The sequence below is a fragment of the Wolbachia endosymbiont (group A) of Hedychridium roseum genome (assembly GCF_964028325.1).
In the GTDB taxonomy this organism is placed as follows: Bacteria; Pseudomonadota; Alphaproteobacteria; order Rickettsiales; family Anaplasmataceae; genus Wolbachia.
The window spans coordinates 508,409-527,661 of the sequence record NZ_OZ034755.1 but is presented as its reverse complement, the minus strand read 5'-3'; the positions used below and the strand labels follow the sequence as shown (position 1 = coordinate 527,661).

The 19,253-nt window shown below is 35.4% G+C and carries 27 protein-coding genes, 2 tRNA genes and 4 pseudogenes; 4 read left to right on the top strand and 29 right to left on the bottom strand.

What is annotated here, in order from left to right:
* Window positions 1-3: 3 nt before the first annotated feature.
* The 21 genes from rplF to carA all read right to left on the bottom strand — a co-directional run bounded on the left by rplF (window position 4) and on the right by carA (window position 10,112).
* On the bottom strand, window positions 4-549 hold the full coding sequence (gene rplF / locus ABWU23_RS02495; protein WP_253309084.1) for a 50S ribosomal protein L6: 546 nt from the start codon (window positions 547-549) through the stop codon (window positions 4-6).
* A gap of 16 nt (window positions 550-565) precedes the next feature.
* Window positions 566-961 carry a 30S ribosomal protein S8 gene (gene rpsH / locus ABWU23_RS02490; RefSeq protein WP_064124654.1) on the bottom strand — a complete coding sequence of 132 codons (396 nt, stop codon included), beginning with the start codon at window positions 959-961 and terminating at the stop codon, window positions 566-568.
* 21 nt (window positions 962-982) lie between these two features.
* On the bottom strand, window positions 983-1,291 hold the full coding sequence (rpsN, locus tag ABWU23_RS02485; protein WP_064124653.1) for a 30S ribosomal protein S14: 309 nt from the start codon (window positions 1,289-1,291) through the stop codon (window positions 983-985).
* Between the two features lie 16 nt (window positions 1,292-1,307).
* The gene (gene rplE, locus ABWU23_RS02480; RefSeq protein ID WP_010962750.1) at window positions 1,308-1,841 is read right to left on the bottom strand and encodes a 50S ribosomal protein L5; all 534 of its coding nucleotides are present in this window, start codon (window positions 1,839-1,841) and stop codon (window positions 1,308-1,310) included.
* Between the two features lie 6 nt (window positions 1,842-1,847).
* Window positions 1,848-2,165 carry a 50S ribosomal protein L24 gene (rplX, locus tag ABWU23_RS02475; RefSeq protein WP_406833359.1) on the bottom strand — a complete coding sequence of 106 codons (318 nt, stop codon included), beginning with the start codon at window positions 2,163-2,165 and terminating at the stop codon, window positions 1,848-1,850.
* On the bottom strand, window positions 2,165-2,524 hold the full coding sequence (gene rplN, locus ABWU23_RS02470; RefSeq protein WP_006279348.1) for a 50S ribosomal protein L14: 360 nt from the start codon (window positions 2,522-2,524) through the stop codon (window positions 2,165-2,167). The genes rplX and rplN overlap by 1 nt, the downstream gene beginning before the upstream one ends.
* Before the next feature lie 13 nt (window positions 2,525-2,537).
* The gene (gene rpsQ, locus ABWU23_RS02465) at window positions 2,538-2,774 is read right to left on the bottom strand and encodes a 30S ribosomal protein S17 (RefSeq protein WP_264732192.1); all 237 of its coding nucleotides are present in this window, start codon (window positions 2,772-2,774) and stop codon (window positions 2,538-2,540) included.
* The gene (rpmC, locus tag ABWU23_RS02460; RefSeq protein ID WP_006279350.1) at window positions 2,767-2,970 is read right to left on the bottom strand and encodes a 50S ribosomal protein L29; all 204 of its coding nucleotides are present in this window, start codon (window positions 2,968-2,970) and stop codon (window positions 2,767-2,769) included. The genes rpsQ and rpmC overlap by 8 nt, the downstream gene beginning before the upstream one ends.
* Window positions 2,971-2,981: 11 nt before the next feature.
* Complete coding sequence (gene rplP, locus ABWU23_RS02455; protein ID WP_250294844.1) at window positions 2,982-3,395, bottom strand: 50S ribosomal protein L16; 414 nt, start codon at window positions 3,393-3,395, stop codon at window positions 2,982-2,984.
* An 11-nt stretch (window positions 3,396-3,406) separates the two neighbouring features.
* The gene (gene rpsC / locus ABWU23_RS02450) at window positions 3,407-4,021 is read right to left on the bottom strand and encodes a 30S ribosomal protein S3 (protein WP_253309088.1); all 615 of its coding nucleotides are present in this window, start codon (window positions 4,019-4,021) and stop codon (window positions 3,407-3,409) included.
* Between the two features lie 39 nt (window positions 4,022-4,060).
* Window positions 4,061-4,411 (bottom strand): 50S ribosomal protein L22, encoded by a 351-nt coding sequence (gene rplV / locus ABWU23_RS02445; RefSeq protein WP_096616838.1) that lies wholly within the window; start codon window positions 4,409-4,411, stop codon window positions 4,061-4,063.
* A gap of 5 nt (window positions 4,412-4,416) precedes the next feature.
* Window positions 4,417-4,701 carry a 30S ribosomal protein S19 gene (gene rpsS / locus ABWU23_RS02440; RefSeq protein ID WP_353270738.1) on the bottom strand — a complete coding sequence of 95 codons (285 nt, stop codon included), beginning with the start codon at window positions 4,699-4,701 and terminating at the stop codon, window positions 4,417-4,419.
* A 3-nt stretch (window positions 4,702-4,704) separates the two neighbouring features.
* Window positions 4,705-5,529 (bottom strand): 50S ribosomal protein L2, encoded by an 825-nt coding sequence (gene rplB, locus ABWU23_RS02435; protein WP_253309089.1) that lies wholly within the window; start codon window positions 5,527-5,529, stop codon window positions 4,705-4,707.
* Between the two features lies 1 nt (window position 5,530).
* Window positions 5,531-5,818 (bottom strand): 50S ribosomal protein L23, encoded by a 288-nt coding sequence (locus tag ABWU23_RS02430; protein ID WP_353270737.1) that lies wholly within the window; start codon window positions 5,816-5,818, stop codon window positions 5,531-5,533.
* Window positions 5,815-6,429: a 50S ribosomal protein L4 gene (gene rplD / locus ABWU23_RS02425; protein WP_064124641.1), complete on the bottom strand. Its 615-nt coding sequence runs from the start codon at window positions 6,427-6,429 to the stop codon at window positions 5,815-5,817. The genes ABWU23_RS02430 and rplD overlap by 4 nt, the downstream gene beginning before the upstream one ends.
* 2 nt (window positions 6,430-6,431) lie before the next feature.
* Window positions 6,432-7,154, bottom strand: a complete 723-nt coding sequence (rplC, locus tag ABWU23_RS02420) for a 50S ribosomal protein L3 (RefSeq protein ID WP_253309090.1) — start codon at window positions 7,152-7,154, stop codon at window positions 6,432-6,434.
* A 9-nt stretch (window positions 7,155-7,163) separates the two neighbouring features.
* Window positions 7,164-7,484: a 30S ribosomal protein S10 gene (rpsJ, locus tag ABWU23_RS02415; RefSeq protein ID WP_096616846.1), complete on the bottom strand. Its 321-nt coding sequence runs from the start codon at window positions 7,482-7,484 to the stop codon at window positions 7,164-7,166.
* Between the two features lie 14 nt (window positions 7,485-7,498).
* Complete coding sequence (gene tuf, locus ABWU23_RS02410; RefSeq protein ID WP_353270736.1) at window positions 7,499-8,671, bottom strand: elongation factor Tu; 1,173 nt, start codon at window positions 8,669-8,671, stop codon at window positions 7,499-7,501.
* A gap of 78 nt (window positions 8,672-8,749) precedes the next feature.
* Window positions 8,750-8,820 (bottom strand) — tRNA-Gly (locus ABWU23_RS02405).
* Window positions 8,821-8,824: 4 nt separating this feature from the next.
* Window positions 8,825-8,906 (bottom strand) — tRNA-Tyr (locus ABWU23_RS02400).
* 114 nt (window positions 8,907-9,020) lie between these two features.
* Window positions 9,021-10,112 (bottom strand): glutamine-hydrolyzing carbamoyl-phosphate synthase small subunit, encoded by a 1,092-nt coding sequence (carA, locus tag ABWU23_RS02395; protein ID WP_253309091.1) that lies wholly within the window; start codon window positions 10,110-10,112, stop codon window positions 9,021-9,023.
* Window positions 10,113-10,295: 183 nt separating this feature from the next.
* Between carA and ABWU23_RS02390 the strand changes: the two genes are divergently transcribed.
* Window positions 10,296-10,796, top strand: a complete 501-nt coding sequence (locus ABWU23_RS02390; protein ID WP_253309092.1) for a hypothetical protein — start codon at window positions 10,296-10,298, stop codon at window positions 10,794-10,796.
* 181 nt (window positions 10,797-10,977) lie between these two features.
* Here ABWU23_RS02390 and glpX read toward each other — a convergent pair whose 3' ends face one another.
* Complete coding sequence (gene glpX, locus ABWU23_RS02385) at window positions 10,978-11,895, bottom strand: class II fructose-bisphosphatase (protein WP_253309936.1); 918 nt, start codon at window positions 11,893-11,895, stop codon at window positions 10,978-10,980.
* Between the two features lie 115 nt (window positions 11,896-12,010).
* Between glpX and ABWU23_RS02380 the strand changes: the two genes are divergently transcribed.
* Window positions 12,011-13,333, top strand: coding sequence for an ankyrin repeat domain-containing protein (locus ABWU23_RS02380; protein ID WP_353270735.1), 1,323 nt, complete (start codon window positions 12,011-12,013; stop codon window positions 13,331-13,333).
* A 430-nt stretch (window positions 13,334-13,763) separates the two neighbouring features.
* On the opposite strand, the gene ABWU23_RS02375 is transcribed toward ABWU23_RS02380, so the two are convergent.
* Both ABWU23_RS02375 and ABWU23_RS07245 read right to left on the bottom strand, forming a co-directional pair.
* Window positions 13,764-14,522 (bottom strand): recombinase zinc beta ribbon domain-containing protein, encoded by a 759-nt coding sequence (locus ABWU23_RS02375; protein WP_410530053.1) that lies wholly within the window; start codon window positions 14,520-14,522, stop codon window positions 13,764-13,766.
* Between the two features lie 27 nt (window positions 14,523-14,549).
* A pseudogene (locus ABWU23_RS07245) lies at window positions 14,550-14,846 on the bottom strand (recombinase family protein); the annotation flags it as partial.
* A gap of 249 nt (window positions 14,847-15,095) precedes the next feature.
* Here ABWU23_RS07245 and ABWU23_RS02370 point away from each other — a divergent pair.
* Together ABWU23_RS02370 and ABWU23_RS02365 are read left to right on the top strand one after the other, a co-directional pair.
* Window positions 15,096-15,695, top strand: a complete 600-nt coding sequence (locus ABWU23_RS02370) for an ankyrin repeat domain-containing protein (protein WP_264688273.1) — start codon at window positions 15,096-15,098, stop codon at window positions 15,693-15,695.
* Window positions 15,696-15,821: 126 nt separating this feature from the next.
* Entirely contained in the window at window positions 15,822-16,154 is a 333-nt protein-coding gene (locus tag ABWU23_RS02365) for a hypothetical protein (RefSeq protein ID WP_253309096.1), read from the top strand.
* 119 nt (window positions 16,155-16,273) lie between these two features.
* On the opposite strand, the pseudogene ABWU23_RS02360 reads toward ABWU23_RS02365, so the two are convergent.
* The 5 genes and pseudogenes from ABWU23_RS02360 to ABWU23_RS02340 form a co-directional block, all read right to left on the bottom strand.
* A pseudogene (locus ABWU23_RS02360) lies at window positions 16,274-16,583 on the bottom strand (phage portal protein); the annotation flags it as partial.
* Window positions 16,583-17,614, bottom strand: a complete 1,032-nt coding sequence (locus tag ABWU23_RS02355) for a YhcG family protein (RefSeq protein WP_253309097.1) — start codon at window positions 17,612-17,614, stop codon at window positions 16,583-16,585. The gene ABWU23_RS02355 and the pseudogene ABWU23_RS02360, both read right to left, overlap by 1 nt.
* 26 nt (window positions 17,615-17,640) lie before the next feature.
* Window positions 17,641-17,865: a gpW family protein gene (locus ABWU23_RS02350; RefSeq protein ID WP_253309098.1), complete on the bottom strand. Its 225-nt coding sequence runs from the start codon at window positions 17,863-17,865 to the stop codon at window positions 17,641-17,643.
* A pseudogene (locus tag ABWU23_RS02345) lies at window positions 17,852-18,592 on the bottom strand (terminase gpA endonuclease subunit); the annotation flags it as partial. The gene ABWU23_RS02350 and the pseudogene ABWU23_RS02345, both read right to left, overlap by 14 nt.
* Before the next feature lie 5 nt (window positions 18,593-18,597).
* Window positions 18,598-18,930, bottom strand: a pseudogene (locus ABWU23_RS02340) (Holliday junction resolvase); the annotation flags it as partial.
* Window positions 18,931-19,253 lie beyond the last annotated feature (323 nt).

Here is a 19,253-nt window from a genome sequence, read left to right as displayed (position 1 = left end):
TAATTACTTCTTTTTACTTACAACTTTACGCAACATAAATTTACCCTTTATTACAATACCCTTACCTTTATAAGGATCGTACTTTCTAATCCTGCATATATCAGATGCCACCATATAGACTTTTTGCTTATCCATACCACTAACTACTAAGTGAGTTGGCTTTATGCACTTAATCTCAACATCTTTAGGCACTTTATATTTAACATTATGGCTATAACCAAGATACAAAGTCAAATACTTACCATCACACTCTGCCTTATATCCAACACCATTAATCTCAAGATTAACAGAAAAACCATCAACCATGCCGTTAATAATATTATTAATATTACTCCTATAAGTGCCCCACATAGGCTTTATTTCATCATAATCATCTTTATCTTGATCCACAGAAAGGAGTAGCTGATTATCAACAATCCGGCACACAACATCACTGATTAAGCTAAGCTCTTTTTCAGCCTTAGCACTCTTTATTAACATCCTACCATTATTATATTCAACTGAAATACCAGCAGGAATATTGATAGGAGCAGCACCTATACGAGACATGAATTTCTCCTATTATTTAAAATACACGACACAAAACTTCTCCACCAACCTTTAACTTATGTGCATTATAATCAGTCATCACTCCTTTGGGTGTCGATATAATAAAAATACCAAGACCATTATATGCTTTAGAAATGTCCTTATACTTAGAATAACAACGACAACCAGGCTTTGACACCCTAACTATGTCACTAATTACAGGTGACTTCTCATAATACTTCAATTTTACAATGAAAGAAGGTAAATTATCTACAACTTGCTTTTCATAATCAAGGATATACCCTTCATCTTTTAAAATCTTCAGTATAGAAGAATTCACTTTAGAAAACAACACTCTTGTTGTTCTATGCATTGCCAATTGAGCATTACGTATCCTTGTTAAAAAATCACCAATACTATCAGATAACGCCACAATATACTCCTTATATTATATTTACCAACTAGACTTTGTAACTCCTGGAACTTGCCCAAAAGAACATAAATCACGCAAAACAATTCTACATAAACCAAATTTTCTATATACTCCTCTTGGTCTCCCAGTTAAAGCACACCTATTTCTAATTTTGGTTTTAGAAGAATTTCTAGGCAATTTTTTAATTAATTTATTTTGAGCTGTAAACCTTTCTACAATAGACAAATTCTTATTATTTATTATAGATTTCAATTTCTCTCTTTTTTCTTTATATTGATCGCACAGCTTTATTCTGCGAAGATTTCTTTCTATCATAGATTTTTTTGCCATATATTTCTCCTCTCAATTAATCAAAAAAAGGAAATTTAAGAGCCAGTAATAATTCCTTTGCTTCCTTATCACTAACTGCACTTGTTATAATATTAATATCCATACCTCTAATTTTACTTATTTTATCATAGTCTATTTCTAAAAACGAGATATGTTCCTTTATACCAAAGGAAAAATTACCATTACCGTCAAATTGCTTCACACTAAATCCTCTAAAATCTTTTTCCCTTGGCAAAGCAATATATATCAATCTTTCTAAAAACTCATACATTTTATCTCTACGCAAAGTTACTTTGCAACCTACTGTAGCACCTTTTCTGATCTTGAAGCCAGAAATAGATTTTTTTGCAAAAGTTGATAAAGGCTTCTGCCCAGCAATCAAATATAGGCTATCAAGTGGTTCATTTATTGCTTTACTATCTGTAGCAGCATCTCCAACGCCCATATTGATACACACCTTGACAAGTTTAGGCACTTGCATGATATTGCCGTAATTAAACTTATCCTTTAAGGACTTTACTATGCTATCTTTATACAATTCTTTAAACATATCAACCTAATCTATCACTTCTCCAGAAACTTTTGCAAAACGCACTTTTCTACCGCCTATAACCTTAAACCCCACTCTAGTTGGAGTTTTATATTTAGGGTCTAATGTTGCAATGTTGGATATATCAATAGCTAACTCTTTATTTAATATACCACCACTACTACCAGCTTTTGGTTTAGTGTGTCTCTTATGTACATTTACCCCAGAAACAATTACTTTCTTTTTAGCATCACATGCCACAACTTTAATCACTTTACCAATTTTTCCCTTATCTCTACCAGTTAAAACTATAACGTCGTCACCACTTTTTATTTTAGCACTCATTATAAAACCTCAACAGCTAATGACATTATCTTCATAAAAGAACCAGATGATAACTTTTTTACCGGACCAAATACCCGAGTGCCAAGTGGTTCACCTTGATCGTTAATCAAAACTACAGCATTGCTAGAAAAACGAATTACAGAACCATCAGATTTTCTAATAGGGCTTTTCACCCTCACCACAACTGCTCTATATACTTTTCCCTTCTCAACCTTCCCTCTTGGAGTAATAGATTTAGTAGATACAATAACTGTGTCACCTATAGATGCAGACTTTCTACCACCCAATAAACCAATACAAAGCACTGCACGCGCACCAGAATTATCAGCTACTTCCAACAATGTATTTTTTTGAATCATATAAATATCCTATTCAATGTGAGCTATTAACAACAACCCATTTTTTAGTAGTAGAAATAGGCTTGTGTTCTTGTATTAAAACCTTGTCCCCTTCTTTACAACTATTATTCTCATCATGTGCTGTATACTTCTTGTATTTTTTTATAACCTTTTTATACAGCTGATCCTTATACACTTGTAATACCGAAACCTTTACAGTCTTATCACACTTAGCCTTAGTTACAGTACCACAAAAAACCTTTTTAGGCATTCTTTTCCTCTCTTCTTCTTTTATTTAATGTAGTTAGAATACGAGCTATGCTCTTTCTTATTAAGCTAAAACGCGAAATATTGTTGCACTGCCCCAACTTCTTTTGAAAAACCAAATTAACAAACTCTTTTCTCAAATTTACAAGAATTTCATGCAATTCTTGTGAAGACCTCGATTCAATGTCAGCTATATCCATTGCAACTCCATTTAATTATGATTAGATACAAATTTACACTTCATAGGAAGCTTAGCGGTTGCCTTTTCAAGCGCCAATCTTGCTAAATGCATGGGAACATCACTGCTAATCTCAAACAACATTCTACCGGGCTTAGCTTTAAACACCCAAAATTCAACACTACCTTTTCCCTTACCCATACGTACATCTGCCGGCTTTTTACTAACAGGGGTATCAGGAAAAATTCTTATCCACACTTTACCAGAGCGTTTTAATGTTCTAGATATTACACGCCTTGCAGTTTCAATATGCTTAGACTGAATCCTACCTGCTTCTACAGCTTTTAAGCCATAATCTCCAAAAGATAATGTGCTACCACCTTTTGTATTACCCTTAATTCGCCCCTTAAATACCTTCTTATATTTACTCTTTTTGGGAACAAACATCTCAATATACCTTAATTACCAATATAAACCCAAACCTTAACTCCTATAATACCATATATAGTTTTTGCTTCACAAAAAGCATAATCTATATTAGCACGTAAAGTGTGTAAAGGCAAACGACCTTCTTTATACCATTCAGTACGAGCTATCTCAGCTCCGCCAAGGCGCCCAGAACAACTTACTTTAATACCTCTAGCACCCATCCTCAAACAACTTTGAATAGCTTTTTTCATCGCTCTTCTAAATGAAACCCTTTTTTCTAACTGTTGTGCAATGCTGCTTGATATTAAAACTGCATCTATTTCAGACCTTTTAACTCCTACTACATTCACTTCCACATTATTTTTTACTTTTTCAGCTATTTTTTGCTTTATCTTCTCAATATCTGAGCCTTTCTTACCTATTATCACTCCAGGTCTAGAAGAATGTATTATTACAGACACTAAATCGATTGTACGCTCTATAATTACTTTAGAAACACCAGCATGCTTAAAAGATTCATTTATATAACTGCGAATAGATAAATCTTGATGCAACCCTTGTTTATAACCCTTCTCAGCATACCAAACAGATGACCAAGTATTAATTATTTTTAACCTAAATCCTTTAGGATTAACGTTTCCCATACTTTTGCACTTTCCTTATTAATTTTCTATTTTTATGAATCATATAATTTCTCCCAATTTTACAGTTATATTACTATAACGTTTACTAACTCTATTAGCTCTACCCATAGCTTTTGGACATACCCTACGCAAAGTAAGAGACTTACCTATTGAAATTTCTTTTATATATAAATTATCGATATCCAATCCATAATTATATTGAGCATTAGCAATCGCAGAATTTAATACCTTCCTTATAAGACCCGCAGCTTTCTTTTCACAAAATCTTAATTGCACAGTGGCAAAAGAAACTTTTTTATTACGTACTAAACCAGCAACCAAATTCAATTTACGAGGAGTTGATTTTAAAACCCTAGAACCAGCTTTAACTATTACATCTCTGTTTTTCATATCAATTACCTTCTTGTCGCCTTTTTATCACCACTATGCCCAGTAAATTTACGAGTGGGCGAAAATTCACCAAACTTATGACCTATCATATTCTGATCATTAACATTAACAGGAATGTAATCCTTACCATTATAAACAGCAAACTTTAAACCTAAACAATTAGGAAGAATTACAGAAGTCCTGGAATGAACTTTTATAGCCATGTTAACAAACCCCTTGTTTAAAGCATTATTCACCGACTTTAATATAGAAGGATGACAAAAAGGAGGCTTCCACGCAGATCTACTCATAAACTAACCTTTCAATTGTTTTATATACTTATCACTAGATTTATTTTTCCTCCGAGTTTTCTTTCCTTTTGTTGCAACACCCCAAGGAGTAACAGGATGACGACCACCAGAGGTTTTTCCTTCCCCACCTCCATGAGGATGGTCAACCGGATTCATTGCAACCCCACGCACAGTAGGTCTAATTCCAAGCCACCTACTTCTTCCAGCTTTACCCAGCTTTCTATTCTTATGGTCAGGGTTAGATACTACACCAATAGTAGCCTTGCAAGAAGATAAAATCAACCTAATTTGACCAGACCTGAGTCGTAATAAAACATATTGGCCATCACGACCAACAATTTGCGCATAACAACCAGCAGCTCTAGCAATCGCAGCACCATTACCTGGCTTCAGCTCAACATTATGAACGAAAGAACCAACAGGTATATACTTGAGTAGCAAACAATTACCTGGCAAAATATCAGCATCATTTCCAGCTGTAACAATATCACCAGGCTTCATACCTTGAGGAGCTAATATATAAGACTTAATATCATCTTCCTTATATGATATTAACGCTAAAAACCCACTTCTATTTGGATCATACTCTATTTTTTCAACTATACCCTGACCACTTCTATTACGCTTAAAATCTATAACTCTATACTTCTTTTTGTGACCACCACCCCTATGACGAGTTGTAATTCTACCATAATTATTTCTTCCACCACTGGACTTTTTACCGGATGTAAGAGACTTTTCTGGCTCATCTTTTGATAAACCAACTTTACTTACTAACACAGTCCCACGAGAAGACGGAGTAACAGGATTAAAAAATTTCATACCCATATTAAACGCTCATTATATCTAATTTTTGACCATCTATCAAAGAAAAATAAACTTTCTTTTTCTGTTTTTTACAACCAATCACACCCCTGAAACGCCTATATTTAGGCTTAATTCTAACAACATTTATAGAAGAAATTTTAACATCAAATAGAGACTCTATTGCCAACTTTATTTGACGCTTATTTACATTTACAAAAACATACAAAGAATATTTATTAAACTTCTCCCTCAAAAAAGAGGCCTTTTCTGTAATTATAGGAGATTTTATTATATTATTATATTTGATCATAACAATCTACCTTCAAGATGCTTTAAAGTATCCTTTGTCAACATCACGCATTCGTGATTCAATATATCAAAGACATTTAACCCAATAGGTTTGATTAAGTCTACATAATGCAAGTTTCTAACAGCACGCAACAAATCATCTCCATAATCACCAACTATCAAAAAGGAAGAAAATTTAAAATTTTTAATACATTTACACATTTCAGACGTTTTCTTCACATCAATATTTAAATTATCCAGAATAATCACTTGATTATTTAAATACTTTAGAGATAAAGCAATTTTTAAACCAAATTTGCGTACCTTCTTATTAAGAGAATAAGTATGACTCCTCACAACAGGGCCGAAAATAATCCCACCACCTCTAAATTGAGGAGATCGCAAGCTCCCTTGTCTTGCCCTACCGGTACGTTTTTGACCATAAGGTTTAGCTGTTGTACCAGAGACATCACTGATACCTTTTGTTTTATGAGTACCAGCTCTTCTCTTCGCTAATTGCCATCTCACTATATCATGCAAAATACTCAATTTTTGCTTAGCAGAAAATATCAAAGGATTGAGCTGAGCAGTACCTACATTATTATTAGATAGATTAACTAAATTACATTCCATAACTAACTTACCAAATTACTAGCATCATCATTTACATCTAACAGTAAACCTACCGGAAAAGGAACATCTTTATGTAAAGATTTTTTAACTGCATCTCTTACAAAAACATAGGAATTTTTAAACCCAGGAACATTATTACCCTTCACAGCAATTATACTATTTTCATGATCAATGGATAATATCTTCATATTTTGTGCAGTTATTCTGCTGTTACCTAAATGACCAGCCATTTTCTTTCCTTTGAATACTCTACCAGGATCCTGACATTGACCAGTGGAACCTTGTGATCTGTGAGCAATAGAAACACCATGAGATGCCCTAAGCCCACTGAAGTTATGCCGCTTCATCACACCAGCAAATCCTTTACCTATAGAATAACCCGTAATATCAAGATATTGACCAACCACAAAATGATTGATTCCCACTTTTTTACCACATTCTATTCCCGACAGGTCATTTAATCTACTTTCGTATAACTTACATTTATTATTTATACCCTTTTTCTTTAAATATTCCAACTGAGGTTTTGCTATATTTTTAAAATCTCCTGTGCCTAAAATGACTGAATTATAGCCACATTTATCTTGTCCTTTTATATCAACAATATAAGTTTCGCTGAGATGCAATAAAGTTACAGCCATGCGACTATTGTCAGAATACATAGCAGTATGACCAATATTCATCATTAGTAAACCAATTCTCCTCAGCGAATTTATTCTCTTCATTTCCTTCTCCTAAACCTTAACTTCCTTGACTTTTAAATCCACTTCTACGCCAGCAGAAAAAGATAAACCTGTAAGCATCTGCATCATAGTAGGAGTAAGATCATGTAAAACAATCAAACGCCTAGAAGTTCTCATTTCAAACTGTTCACGAGATTTTTTATCAACGTGAGGAGATCTATTAACAATAAATTTAGAATCTTTTCTTGGCAACGCAATCGGACCAGATAATTTTGCATTGGACCGCTTTAATTCATCAACAAATTTTCGAACACACTCCTCCAATAAAGAACAATCGAAAGCCTTAATGTTAATATATATATCTTGCTTCATCTTAGTTACTACTCTCACTCCAAAATTTCAGAAACAACACCAGAACCAACAGTTCTACCGCCTTCTCTTATCGCAAAACGCAATCCCTTATCCATTGCTATCGGTACTTGCAATTCTACTTCTACACTCACATTATCTCCTGGCATTACCATCTCCTTCCCATCTAGCAATTTTATGCTCCCGGTTACATCCGTTGTCCTTAAATAAAACTGTGGCTGGTAATTCGCAAAAAATGGTGTATGCCTTCCTCCTTCCTCTTTCTTTAATATATAAACCTCCGCCCTAAACTTTCTATGCGGCGTTATCGTCCCCGGTTTTGCTAATACTTGCCCTCTCTCCACTTCTTCTCTTTTTGTTCCTCTTAACAATATTCCTACATTGAGTCCTGCACTCCCCTTATCCAGCAACTTCTTAAACATTTCTACACCTGTGCATATCGTCTTTTGCGTCGCTTTCAGACCTATTATCTCTATCTCTTCTCCCGTCTTTATCTCTCCCTTCTCTATCCTTCCTGTTACCACCGTTCCTCGCCCCGATATCGAAAATACATCCTCGATTGGCAATAAAAATGGTAAATCCACAGGCCTTGGTGGAACCGCCACATACTCATCTAACTTTTCCATCAATTTATCTATTGATTTCTTTCCATATTCGCTACTGTCATCCTCCAGCGCTTTCAATGCAGACCCCACTACCACAGGCACTTCATCCCCTGGAAATCCGTATTTATTCAGCAATTCCCTCACTTCCATTTCTACCAAATCTATCATATCAGCATCAGCAACATCAGCTTTATTTATATACACCACGATATATCCAACACCTACCTGCTTCGCTAGCAATATATGCTCTCTCGTTTGTGGCATTGGCCCATCAATCCCCGACACTACCAATATCGCTGCATCCATCTGTGCTGCACCTACTATCATGTTCTTTACATAGTCAGCATGTCCAGGACAATCAACGTGTGCATAATGCCTTTTTTCCGTCTGATACTCAACATGCGCTGTTGCTATCGTTATCCCCCTTTTCCTTTCTTCTGGCGCCTTATCTATCTGATCGTACGCTACAAAACTTCCATAATGCTTTGTTATCGCCGCTGTTAACGTTGTCTTCCCATGATCCACATGTCCTATTGTTCCCACATTTACATGCGGCTTTCCAAATGCTTCCACTACTGCTGTCATAATTTAAACTTTTCTACCTAAAATACAAATACATCAATAAATAATATGTTGATTTTATAAAAATACAACAAAAAAAAGAGCGGATAGTGGGAATCGAACCCACGTCACTAGCTTGGAAGGCTAGAGCTCTACCATTGAGCTATACCCGCACAATGGAGGAGGTAGGATTCGAACCTACGTACGCAATGCGGACAGATTTACAGTCTGTTACCTTTAACCACTCGGTCACTCCTCCACAAAAATTTGTTAAGAGAACGCTATTTTAGTACCTTAACTCAAGCTTTTATTGTATTTAATACTAAACGCCTAAAATTAAAAAATCAAGCAATAAAACCTACCCTGATTAAAATCATGCAGATTTCATTTTATACAACACAATATTGCCAATAAAACGTCTAAATAAATAATGCGAATCATGCGTACCTGGCGCTTCTTCTGGATGATATTGCACAGAAAAGACTAAGTAATCCTTCATCATTATCCCCTCTACACTATTATCAAATAGAGAAATGTGAGTAATTTCAACATTACTTGGAAGAGAAGCTGAATCAACAACGAAACCATGGTTTTGGCTAGTGATCTCAACTTTTCCACTAATTACATCATAAACTGGATGGTTACTCCCTCGGTGACCAATATCCATCTTGATGGTCTTTGCTCCCAAAGTAATCGCAAGTAATTGATGACCCATGCATATGCCAAAAATTGGTATTTTAGATTTTATAATAATGTCTATCTCTGAAACTACACTTTCTCCTATTTCTTGCGGATCACCAGGACCATTTGAAAGCACTATACCATCTGGATTCATACTCAACACTTTTTGAGCAAAACCTGTGCTTGGTCTGATTAATTCAACTGTACAACCAAGTTCTATTAAGCGTGAAACTATACTGATTTTTACGCCAAAATCAACGATTACAACCCTATATTTTGCATTAAGGTCACTTTTAAAATTACTATGCAAGCTGACTTTATTGGTTATTTCTATCCCATTTACAGATTTGTATTCCTTCAATTTGTCCAACACATGCGTCTCGCTTGACGGGCATATCATTCCACTTTGAGATCCATGTTTTCTCAAATGTCTCGTTAAAGCTCTAGTATCAATTCCTGATATCCCAACCACGTTATTTTTCTCTAACCAATCATTTAAACTGATATATGAAGAAGGGTGGGACATAGAAGAAAGTTCACGCATAACCACACCACTTGCAAAAATTTTCTCTCCTTCATTATCTTTATGGTTTATTCCAATGTTACCAATATGAGGAAAAGTGAACGTTATAATTTGATCAGCAAAAGAAGGATCAGTTATAGTATGCTGATAACCGGTCATACCAGTGGTAAAACAGACCTCACCTATGCACTTGCCTTTTTTACCTACTGATTTTCCCCAAAAGCACTTGCCATCTTGTAAAATTAAAACTGCGTCCTGCACTTCATTATCTATTTAACTGATTCAAAACAGTATACAAGAATTTCAAATAATACGTAACTCTTTCTAAAATTCCAAATTTAACCACGAGGCGGCGAAGAACAACATGAAAAAAACTTTTAACGCGCCCTTTCATAAAATATGTTGACTATCTCCGTATTTTATATTAGGTATACTCCGGCAGTTATGAAATGGAGGTTTATTATATCAAATGAAATCCAACCTAAAAATAAGTTACTAATTGTAGGAGCTGGCTTACTATTCTTTGCGATGGTGTTCCCATCATTTTTTCTCTTAGCAAAAATAGCCATAGGATTAGCTATGATCGCAATTGCAACAATCGCGGTAAAAATTTTCTCAAAAACAATATCAAACGCTCTTGAAAAAGAAAAAGTAGATCAGAATCAGGCAGCACAACAAACAACACAAAGTAAAATTATAAACCTAGCTATTGGATTAACATTTATATTTGCAGGAGGATTATCAATGCTCATTATAGCAAAAACTGGCTTAATTGCAGCATGTGCAGCTATAACTGCTTTAGCTCTACACGAATATGTTAAAAATGAAAAAATAGGAAAAGAGATAAATGATAAATTCGATAAGGTAGCTGACGATACAATCAATTTTATTGTTAGCAATGTTGAAAAACTTATTCCAACAAAGCCGCCAGGCATAACAGCCTAAACTGTCTCCGTTCAGCAGAGTGGTTTAAGAAACAATAGATAGAAGGTTTTGAAAAGGGTTCAGCCTTCTTTTTATGTCCGCCTTGAGGAACTTCTTGTACAATTAGTTTCTCTTGAGAAAATGAATCTAACATTTTAACACTCCCTTTAACTCTTACATCATATATTGAAAAATAATTAACCTAACTTATAACTTGCACCTTTATCAGCTTGTTAGGTAGAATTATTAAAGAATTAGTTGAATAGGTATTATGATTCAATTCAACTCCATCCACAAGTTCTCCGCTTGTTACTCCAGTTGCAATAAACACTGATTCACCTCTTGTCATATCTTTTATGGTGTAGATTTTTTCTGGGTCATCAATATTTAAATTTTTTGCTCTTTCTCTTAACTGATCTGTGTCAAATATTAATCTTCCCTCCATCTGTCCACCGATTGAACTCAGCGCTGCAGCCGCAAGCACCCCTTCTGGTGCCCCTCCTATTCCGATATACATATCGTGATTGCCATTTACTAGTGAAACTACGGCCGCAACATCACCATCATCTATTAGTTTAACTTTTGCTCCTAACTCCCTGATTTTCACTATTAATTCATCATGCCTTTCACGATTAAGTATAGTTACTGTAAGATCATTTACTTTACATCCTTTTGCCTTGGCTAAATTGTCTAGATTCTTTTCAATGCTATTTTTTAGTGAGACTACACCCTCTGGGAGATTTTTTCCTACTGCTATCTTTTCCATATAAACATCAGGTGCATGTAAAAAATTACCTTTTTTCGTTGCAGCAAGAACGGACATTGCCCCTTGTTTATGGTGAGCGCAGATTGTGGTGCCCTCAAGTGGGTCAACAGCAATGTCGATTTCAGGACCATTTCCAGTGCCAACCTTCTCGCCAATATACAGCATTGGTGCTGAATCTCTCTCACCTTCACCAATTACGATAGTACCATTTATTTCCATTGAATTTAATACTGTACGCATTGCATCAACTGCAACCTGATCAGCCTTTTTTTCATCGCCGAAGCCTGCTAGTTTATATGCAGCAAGTGCTGCAGCTTCGGTCACTTTAACTAATTTATAGGCTAAATCTTCCATCATTTGCTTTAAGAACTATATTCAATATATATCATGCTACTTGAAACTGCAATATGTCTTGACTGGTTGTGGGAAAGTTGCTATAATAAACTAACATATAGTAGTAGGTTTAGTTATGGCATATAGTAATGATGATATTAGAGAGTTGTATCGAAAGATAGCTACAATTGTAAAATATGATGATAAGGGAATTGCTAGTCTTAAAGATTTGCAAAAGGAACCAAAGTGGAAAGAAGTTAATTTTCAAGATAAGTGTGAAGGAGACAATTTATTAGGAGACTTACTTCTAAAACATGCAACCGAACATAACAACCCACGCGTTAAGGATCTTTTTCTTAGAAATGGGTTCAAGATTCCTCAACAAGAACAGATAACTACAGAGGTAAATGAGGAAAGAGAACCTGATGTAGAAGAAAATGGAGCAGGCAGCAATGCAGCAGATTCTAATAACTCCAGAGGTAGTCAATTTGCTACGTCATACAACAAGATAAAGGAAATTGTAACTAATAACCCTAGTATAACTGCTCAGGAATTTGGTGAGAAGCTTAAAAAAGAGAAAATAGATATAAAAATAATAAACCAGGATGGTTGGACTTTGCTTTATTATGCTGTTCGTTCAGAAGGGCCTAGTATTACCGGCGATCGCAGTATATTCCTAAGAGTTGTTGGATTGCTCACAAATTCAGACATTAAAGTCAATGGTATTCAAGATACGGCTTATACTTTATTAGATCATGCCGCAATAAAAAAACAAGCTGACGTTGTAAAGATACTTTTGAATAGTGGCAAATTTAATGAAGAAGAAAAATTTAACGCTCTGCGTCTTGCTATTGTTCAAGGTAATGTCCAAGAAGTTGGGGTATTTTTAGGTTATGTAAATGATGAAAGCAGACGAGCAGCTGTAGAGTTGGCTATAAATAATAGACAAAAAGAAATTACTCAGGTGCTTTTAAACTTTATTGTACCAGAAACACCTAATGTAGAAAAAAACGGAGCAAAACCTTGCAGCAGTAATGGGAACATTGGTAGTAGACCTGTAAATACACCAAATGGCCAGCTAAATCATAATAACGAAAATAAAACGCCTGTATCAACAAGGACTGACCAAACTGCCACACCAAATAATGATAATAAAGCTAACGGCTTCGTAGATGCTCAATTTTCTGTGCCAAATGAAAAAGAAACTAAATATAAAGAAAGCAAGGAAAATTTTTATACCTCATTAACAAAAGATGTTGTTGGAGTTGTTGTTACAGGGTTATTCATTGCTGCTGCTGTGATGGTTCCATCTGTGGCTGGTGCGGTGGTTTGTGGTGTTATAGCTGCTTTGGTTGCAACATATATCGGATTACATGTAAAAAATTCTACATTACCAAGCTATAGAGAAATGGAAAAAAATAAAGTTGAACACGTGAGTTCAGGTATACAAAAGGGGTGATTTAAGAGAAATCTTTGCCAAGCAGGATGTCATCCCAGTGCCCTGACTACTTGGATCCAGAAAACTTAACTTTAAATAAGTGGCTGCATAATAAAGACTAGATTCCAGTGTCAGCTACTTGGATGACACCTCTCTTGGGCTCTTTTAACCATAAACATTTAAGAAATTTACCAAATGAAAAGAAAGGCAAAAGAAACCCCGGTTAATATCTATTTAAAAACATTGGCGTTTTTTTATGTTTTAAACGTCTAATAACCGCGACTCAGCTGCTTTTAAATGCAACTCACCTTAGTTTAAATGTTTAAGAAATTTACTAAGCAGAAAAAAAGGTAAAAGAAATCCCGTGTTAGCTAGTTGTCACTCTCTAATCCTGCAAATTGGCGTTCTATACTGTCTTAAACGCTTTATAAGCGCGTTTCAGCTTATATAGCTAGAAATGTTGTGAAGACATAAGGTGCGCATAGTACAAAAAATTAAAAATAAGACGCCAATTACGTAATACTGGACTCCTGATATAATGTTGAACATTTTTTTTCTGCATTTCCGCCAGGGCAAGTTCTTGAAATCGAAACACTATATGTATATTATCGTGATCAATTTCAACGCGTTTGACTAATGCTCTAATTATATTAAGCTTAGCCTCCCAATCTGCTTGACCAAGTTCTGATTCAACCACAGAGGCAAAACCTTTTATACTACTTATGATAAAATCTATTTCCCTCTGTAGTTCCTTTTCATCAACCACCTCTTCCTTCTGGTTTCTCATTGCTTTTAACTTCTTCTCTATTTCCTCAGCTTTTAGATCATATTCCTCCTGAGTTATGCGTTCTCGAACATAGACATAATTTAGTCTTTTGATACCTTGTTCTAATTTGCTTATTTCTTTTTCAATCTCATCATTTGGTTGCTTATTTTTATGTTCTAAAAGCATAAGTTGATGTGCTTTTGCAACTTTATCCGTGTCTTTCAATACCTTCTTCATTTCTTCCCATATAACTGGTTCTAGTATCTCCATGCGTATTGATTTGTTGCTACATACTCTAGTCCCGCCAAAACGGCTTGCATCTGTACCAGTACAACGATAGTAGCTCCTTCCTCCCTTAGCGTTTTTTGCTGCATAGTAGGCATATTTGCAACACTGACATACCATTAGTCCTTGTAATAGGTGCCTTCTTCCACTTCGTTGTATTCTTGATCTCTTTCTATTTTCATCAAGTTGTTTTTGTACTATATCGAATAATTCCTCTTCAATTATCCTTGGTATTGTTATTTTTATCCAATTCTCCTCATCAGTACGATAAACAGAATAGTTCCTTTTGCGCACTTTCCATCTTGCCCTCACTGCTTTTCTTATTGGCCCTACCTTCGACTTACCAAATGCCGCTTCTCCTTTGTATGCTTGATTTCTTAATATTCTATGGATTGTACATACGTTCCACACTCCCTTGCGGATAATGATCCCTCGTGTTTCAAGTTGCTTTATTGCTGCAGCTTTTTGCTCTTCAGTTATATTTGTTAACTGTAGCCTTTTATCCTCTCTTAGTTCTTTTGATAATATTTGCTGTTCTGTTTTTTGCTCTGCAGCTTGCATAAAACACCTTATCTTGACAATTAATGCCATTTATATTGAACAATTACATAATGTGCAAACATTTTTTTACATAATTTAATTTGTAGAAAGTTTTGCCTCAAATGCCTTTTAATTGACTCTCTTCTACAGGGTAGTCATAATGTATTATTTAATTAAAGAGAGAGGGTGATTATGGAGCCGCTACATGAAATACTGGAAGTATTAAATAATGATCAAGATTTAAACTCGAATAATATAGTTAAAAAGATAAAGAAAAAACTAGAAGAGAAAAGCAAACTAGATAGTGGATTTGAAGGAGCATTAGCAAAGGAAGAATATAATGTATGGAAAGAAAGTAAGTTTTCATTAGACTGCCAATTTACTACTAATATTGCTAGTTGGCAAGGTACATTACTGCATGTAGCTGCTAAACATGGCCATACGAACATAATAAAAATTCTGATAGAAAGTGGTGCAGATGTTGATGGCAAGCATAGCCATACTCCTTTACATGCAGCTGCTGAAAGTAATCAGCTAGAAGCAGCAAGGATTCTAATAAAAAACGGCGCAAATGTTCATACAAAAGATATCTGGGAATGTACTCCTTTACATTATGCTGCAGTTAGTGGTAGTGAATCTATAATACGGCTTCTCATACAAAATGGTGCAGATCCTTGGGTGAAGGATAAAAATAGTGAAACTCCAGTATATAGCTATGTATACGGGCGTGCATGGCTCCTTTCACCTCTTACTATTACCCACAAATATAAATGTTTGTTGCATAGCTCTTAATGGCATAACTTTTGCTTGAAATAACTGTTTATATGGTGCAATTTACAGCTTTTAGTTGCTAAAATTATAACTCTTAGTTTAATAATTTTAATCCAATAAGCTTTCAGGTTAATAAAATTAAATTATTTGAGTAAATACAATACTATGTTTTTATTTGTGGGTAATAGTAAGCTTTCACCTGGGTCTGGTGATGGGTGTTTAGCACAATTTGAAAAAGCACGCAATGGAGGCCTCTTTGTTCGTTATTCAACACTGTTACTAGGCGCTGTAGCAGCAATAACACTTTTCACAACTGGCAATATTACACCAGATGCACCACGTATAATAGGCGCAGCAGCTTTAGTTACAGTAGCAGCACTTGCAGCTGGTCGTATTACATATGAAGCGTTTAAACCCAGTACTAAAATGGCAAAAGTAGAATATGAGCGTTTTGTAGCAGCACAGCAATCACCACAGTAGTCTATTTCTAAATAAAAAAACTGTTACATTATATCTCATATTATGGTAAGCCTAGCATTAGGTGGTTCATATGAGGTAAAAATGAAAAACATTATCATCGCAGGCTCTGGTCCTGTTGGTTCATCTGTCCATCTCAGCCATAATTCTTGCACTTTTTTCCGAAACTCTGCATCTTTAGCTTTTGATTGCGGTTTTATTCCTGTTCCAACGCAATTACTCACTATCGTATCGATTATGTTTGCTGCATAGGAGTTCTTTCTTACCATATCACGAGACCGACTGCGTAAGTGTTCAAGGCTTTGGGAAAGTAAGCTATTTATACTTCCTGACTCTGGTTGAAAGTGCAATAATCTCCTTCCTGAACCTCCATGCTGAACCTTTAGACTTTGGTGGTTTGCGGAATAATTGCTTGAATGATTTTAGTAGCATTACTTTTCCTTATCTGAAACTTTCGATAATTCAGCTTCTAACTCTTCTATTGTTGGCAAAGCTGTTTTGATGTTTTCTGGTAGATTTTCAGTTATTCGATATTCCGCTAATCCTATTGGTTTATTTATGTCTTTGAGTGTATATTTAGCAAGTACATCGTCTTTAGATTTACATAAGATTAACCCTATAGAAGGTTGATCTGTCGAGTGCTTCAGTAAATCGTCAACTGCGGAAAGATAAAAATTCATTTTACCTGCATACTCTGGTTTAAAATCTTTATCTTTTAGTTCAATTACTATGAAGCAACGTAACTTTAAATGATAGAATAATAAATCAATATAAAAGTCTTTATTACCAACATCTAAATGAAATTGTCTACCAACAAATGCAAATCCCTCACCGAGTTCTAACAGAAATTTTTCCATATGCCCTACAAGTCCCTTTTCTACTTCTCTTTCGTGAGCATCCTTACCTATACTTAAAAAATCAAAAATATATGGATCTTTTAATGTGTAATGTGCTAGATCGGATTGTGGAGATGGTAATTTTTCTTCAAAGTTAGTAATAGCTTTCCCTTGACGTTTATGTAGACCAAGCTCTATCTGCATCACCATAATGTTACGTGACCAGCCATGTTCAATAGCTTCTTTTATGTAGAATAGCCTCGCTTCTTTGTCCTGAACTAAGTCCATTAGAAATACATTATGTCCCCACGGCAATTGGGCAACAAGTTGTTGCACAAATTCAATATCTTGATACTCCACTGCAAATTGACGCATATATTTCAAGTTTCTCGTGCTAAAACCTTTCATTTCCGGGAATTCAGCCTTTAAGTCTCTACTTAACTGCTCAATTACTTTAGATCCCCAACTCTGACTCTTTTGTTTTTCTAGAATCCGCGTTCCAATATAATGATAAAGCAGTAGCAGTTCTTTATTTACTGTTCTTGCTGCCTTATAACGACTAATAGCAATATGTTCTTTCAACTGCTCTAAAAATTCTGTATATTCTTTTCCTATAATTTTTGTCATAGTGTTCCTTTCAACGATTTTTATCATTATATGATCCCTTTATTCGTTGCAATAACAATCTTTCTCTTCGGCTTCACACCTGCAACTTTTAACTCTGCTTTGATTCGTTGCCTGAGCTCCAATAAATCCTTTATTTGAACTTCCCCGTACCGAACTACATGGTCACCATATGCAATTGAGACAACCCTTTCCCCGCTTTGCAGCTTCTTTATCGCTTCTTCAACTTGGGCTAAATATTCACTGCTGTACATTCTTCTCACCCAGCCATCTACTCTTTCTTACCTTTTTAGGCTTTTTAGTTTTTTCACCTACTAAACTCTCCCATTTACTCTCTGGCCATCTATCAATCCCCAGGGCAATAGACGCAGCTCTTGCGTAAACTCTGCAATCTAGTACTTCATTTCGGTCTCTTATCTTTTGCCACTCTTGTTTGGTATATCCTTTTACTACCTTGGTAATTAGTTGCTCTGCGGTTAGCTGTTTAAAATACTCAGGTGTATACTCTGGAAAATGACAATACCCCGGCGCCCCTTCTGTTAAAACATTAAGTAGCTGAAAAAGCTCTGACTTTAATATCGATACCCCAACTGGCCACAGCTTCATTCCTCTCTTTAGCTTTTGTCCGCTAACTGTTACATCAACTCTACTTGGGCTGCTAAGTGGCACTAGCGCTTTGTTTGCCCCTTTCACTGCCATTACTCTCCCAGAGCCCTGGTGACCTCTTACCCAGTTGTATACCTCTTGTGTTGCATACCCAGCATCTACCGCCATCATGCTTATCATGTATTCAAGACCATTTTCACCGATAAAATGATGATTTAATAATTCCGAAAGTTTTCCCCATACTTCTTCTCCTCCCGGATCTCCTTCAAATACTTGGTAGTCTATTGACCAACTTTCTCGATTTCTTCCCCATGCTACAATTTCTGCCTCTAAACGATCTTTTTGTACATCAACCCCTGCCGTTAACACTACTTTGCCACACTTGCATTGCCTTTACCGGTGATAAAACGTTTTATCGTCTTGACAGGTACACCTTGATAAGGTATATGATGCTTTTCACACCAAGCAGCTAAAACAGCAAAGAAACCACCATAACAATGCGCAGCATCAGTTCCAAGGTGTCTCCTTACCTCCTCAAAGTACACTGTAGAAATGTCTTTCAAGGAATTAAGCCAATTACTAAAACTTAAAAAGCACATGCCACCTCCGCTGAAACGGCTAGAGTGAAAACTCTCACTGCCACTTTGGATTACTCCATCTGTAAGAATTGCCCAGCCGGTTTGCTTGCCGAGGTCGAGTGTTAGGATTGACATAACTGGAAATTTTCATCTAGAGACAGCAAATATATGCATGTAATATATATACGTAAATTCTCAGAAATTCGTCCAAAAAATGTGAAAAAAAGTTAAAATAATTTTAAGGCAGCTAATTACGTTTTTTACAACAGAAGTCTTCGCTATTTGAGTTGTTTCCATTTTGGAAATAACTGTTTGTCGGGATTTTAAAGAGGTTACATGGGTTTTTGATAAAGGTGCTATTCTCTCTATCCAAATCACTAATAACGCTATAACAATCCTCTAAAACGTTTTAAAGAATTGGGTTGCAGTAGAGACAATTGAAATGGGCTATGTAAAAC

Coding starts and splice junctions, on each gene's coding strand:
- rpmC (WP_006279350.1), bottom strand. CDS start 2,970: ATGGATATAGCTGACATTGAATCGAGGTCTTCACAAGAATTGCATGAA.
- rpsC (WP_253309088.1), bottom strand. CDS start 4,021: ATGGGAAACGTTAATCCTAAAGGATTTAGGTTAAAAATAATTAATACT.
- ABWU23_RS02355 (WP_253309097.1), bottom strand. CDS start 17,614: ATGACAAAAATTATAGGAAAAGAATATACAGAATTTTTAGAGCAGTTG.
- tuf (WP_353270736.1), bottom strand. CDS start 8,671: ATGACAGCAGTAGTGGAAGCATTTGGAAAGCCGCATGTAAATGTGGGA.
- rplB (WP_253309089.1), bottom strand. CDS start 5,529: ATGGGTATGAAATTTTTTAATCCTGTTACTCCGTCTTCTCGTGGGACT.
- rplE (WP_010962750.1), bottom strand. CDS start 1,841: ATGTTTAAAGAATTGTATAAAGATAGCATAGTAAAGTCCTTAAAGGAT.
- ABWU23_RS02390 (WP_253309092.1), top strand. CDS start 10,296: ATGAAATGGAGGTTTATTATATCAAATGAAATCCAACCTAAAAATAAG.
- rplP (WP_250294844.1), bottom strand. CDS start 3,395: ATGTTTGTTCCCAAAAAGAGTAAATATAAGAAGGTATTTAAGGGGCGA.
- rpsN (WP_064124653.1), bottom strand. CDS start 1,291: ATGGCAAAAAAATCTATGATAGAAAGAAATCTTCGCAGAATAAAGCTG.
- rpsQ (WP_264732192.1), bottom strand. CDS start 2,774: ATGCCTAAAAAGGTTTTTTGTGGTACTGTAACTAAGGCTAAGTGTGAT.
- ABWU23_RS02430 (WP_353270737.1), bottom strand. CDS start 5,818: ATGATCAAATATAATAATATAATAAAATCTCCTATAATTACAGAAAAG.
- rplX (WP_406833359.1), bottom strand. CDS start 2,165: ATGAGTGCTAAAATAAAAAGTGGTGACGACGTTATAGTTTTAACTGGT.
- ABWU23_RS02350 (WP_253309098.1), bottom strand. CDS start 17,865: ATGTACAGCAGTGAATATTTAGCCCAAGTTGAAGAAGCGATAAAGAAG.
- rplN (WP_006279348.1), bottom strand. CDS start 2,524: ATGATTCAAAAAAATACATTGTTGGAAGTAGCTGATAATTCTGGTGCG.
- rplD (WP_064124641.1), bottom strand. CDS start 6,429: ATGGAATGTAATTTAGTTAATCTATCTAATAATAATGTAGGTACTGCT.
- rpsJ (WP_096616846.1), bottom strand. CDS start 7,484: ATGAAGCAAGATATATATATTAACATTAAGGCTTTCGATTGTTCTTTA.
- ABWU23_RS02380 (WP_353270735.1), top strand. CDS start 12,011: ATGGCATATAGTAATGATGATATTAGAGAGTTGTATCGAAAGATAGCT.
- glpX (WP_253309936.1), bottom strand. CDS start 11,895: ATGGAAGATTTAGCCTATAAATTAGTTAAAGTGACCGAAGCTGCAGCA.
- rplF (WP_253309084.1), bottom strand. CDS start 549: ATGTCTCGTATAGGTGCTGCTCCTATCAATATTCCTGCTGGTATTTCA.
- rplV (WP_096616838.1), bottom strand. CDS start 4,411: ATGAAAAACAGAGATGTAATAGTTAAAGCTGGTTCTAGGGTTTTAAAA.
- rplC (WP_253309090.1), bottom strand. CDS start 7,154: ATGAAGAGAATAAATTCGCTGAGGAGAATTGGTTTACTAATGATGAAT.
- rpsS (WP_353270738.1), bottom strand. CDS start 4,701: ATGAGTAGATCTGCGTGGAAGCCTCCTTTTTGTCATCCTTCTATATTA.
- ABWU23_RS02370 (WP_264688273.1), top strand. CDS start 15,096: ATGGAGCCGCTACATGAAATACTGGAAGTATTAAATAATGATCAAGAT.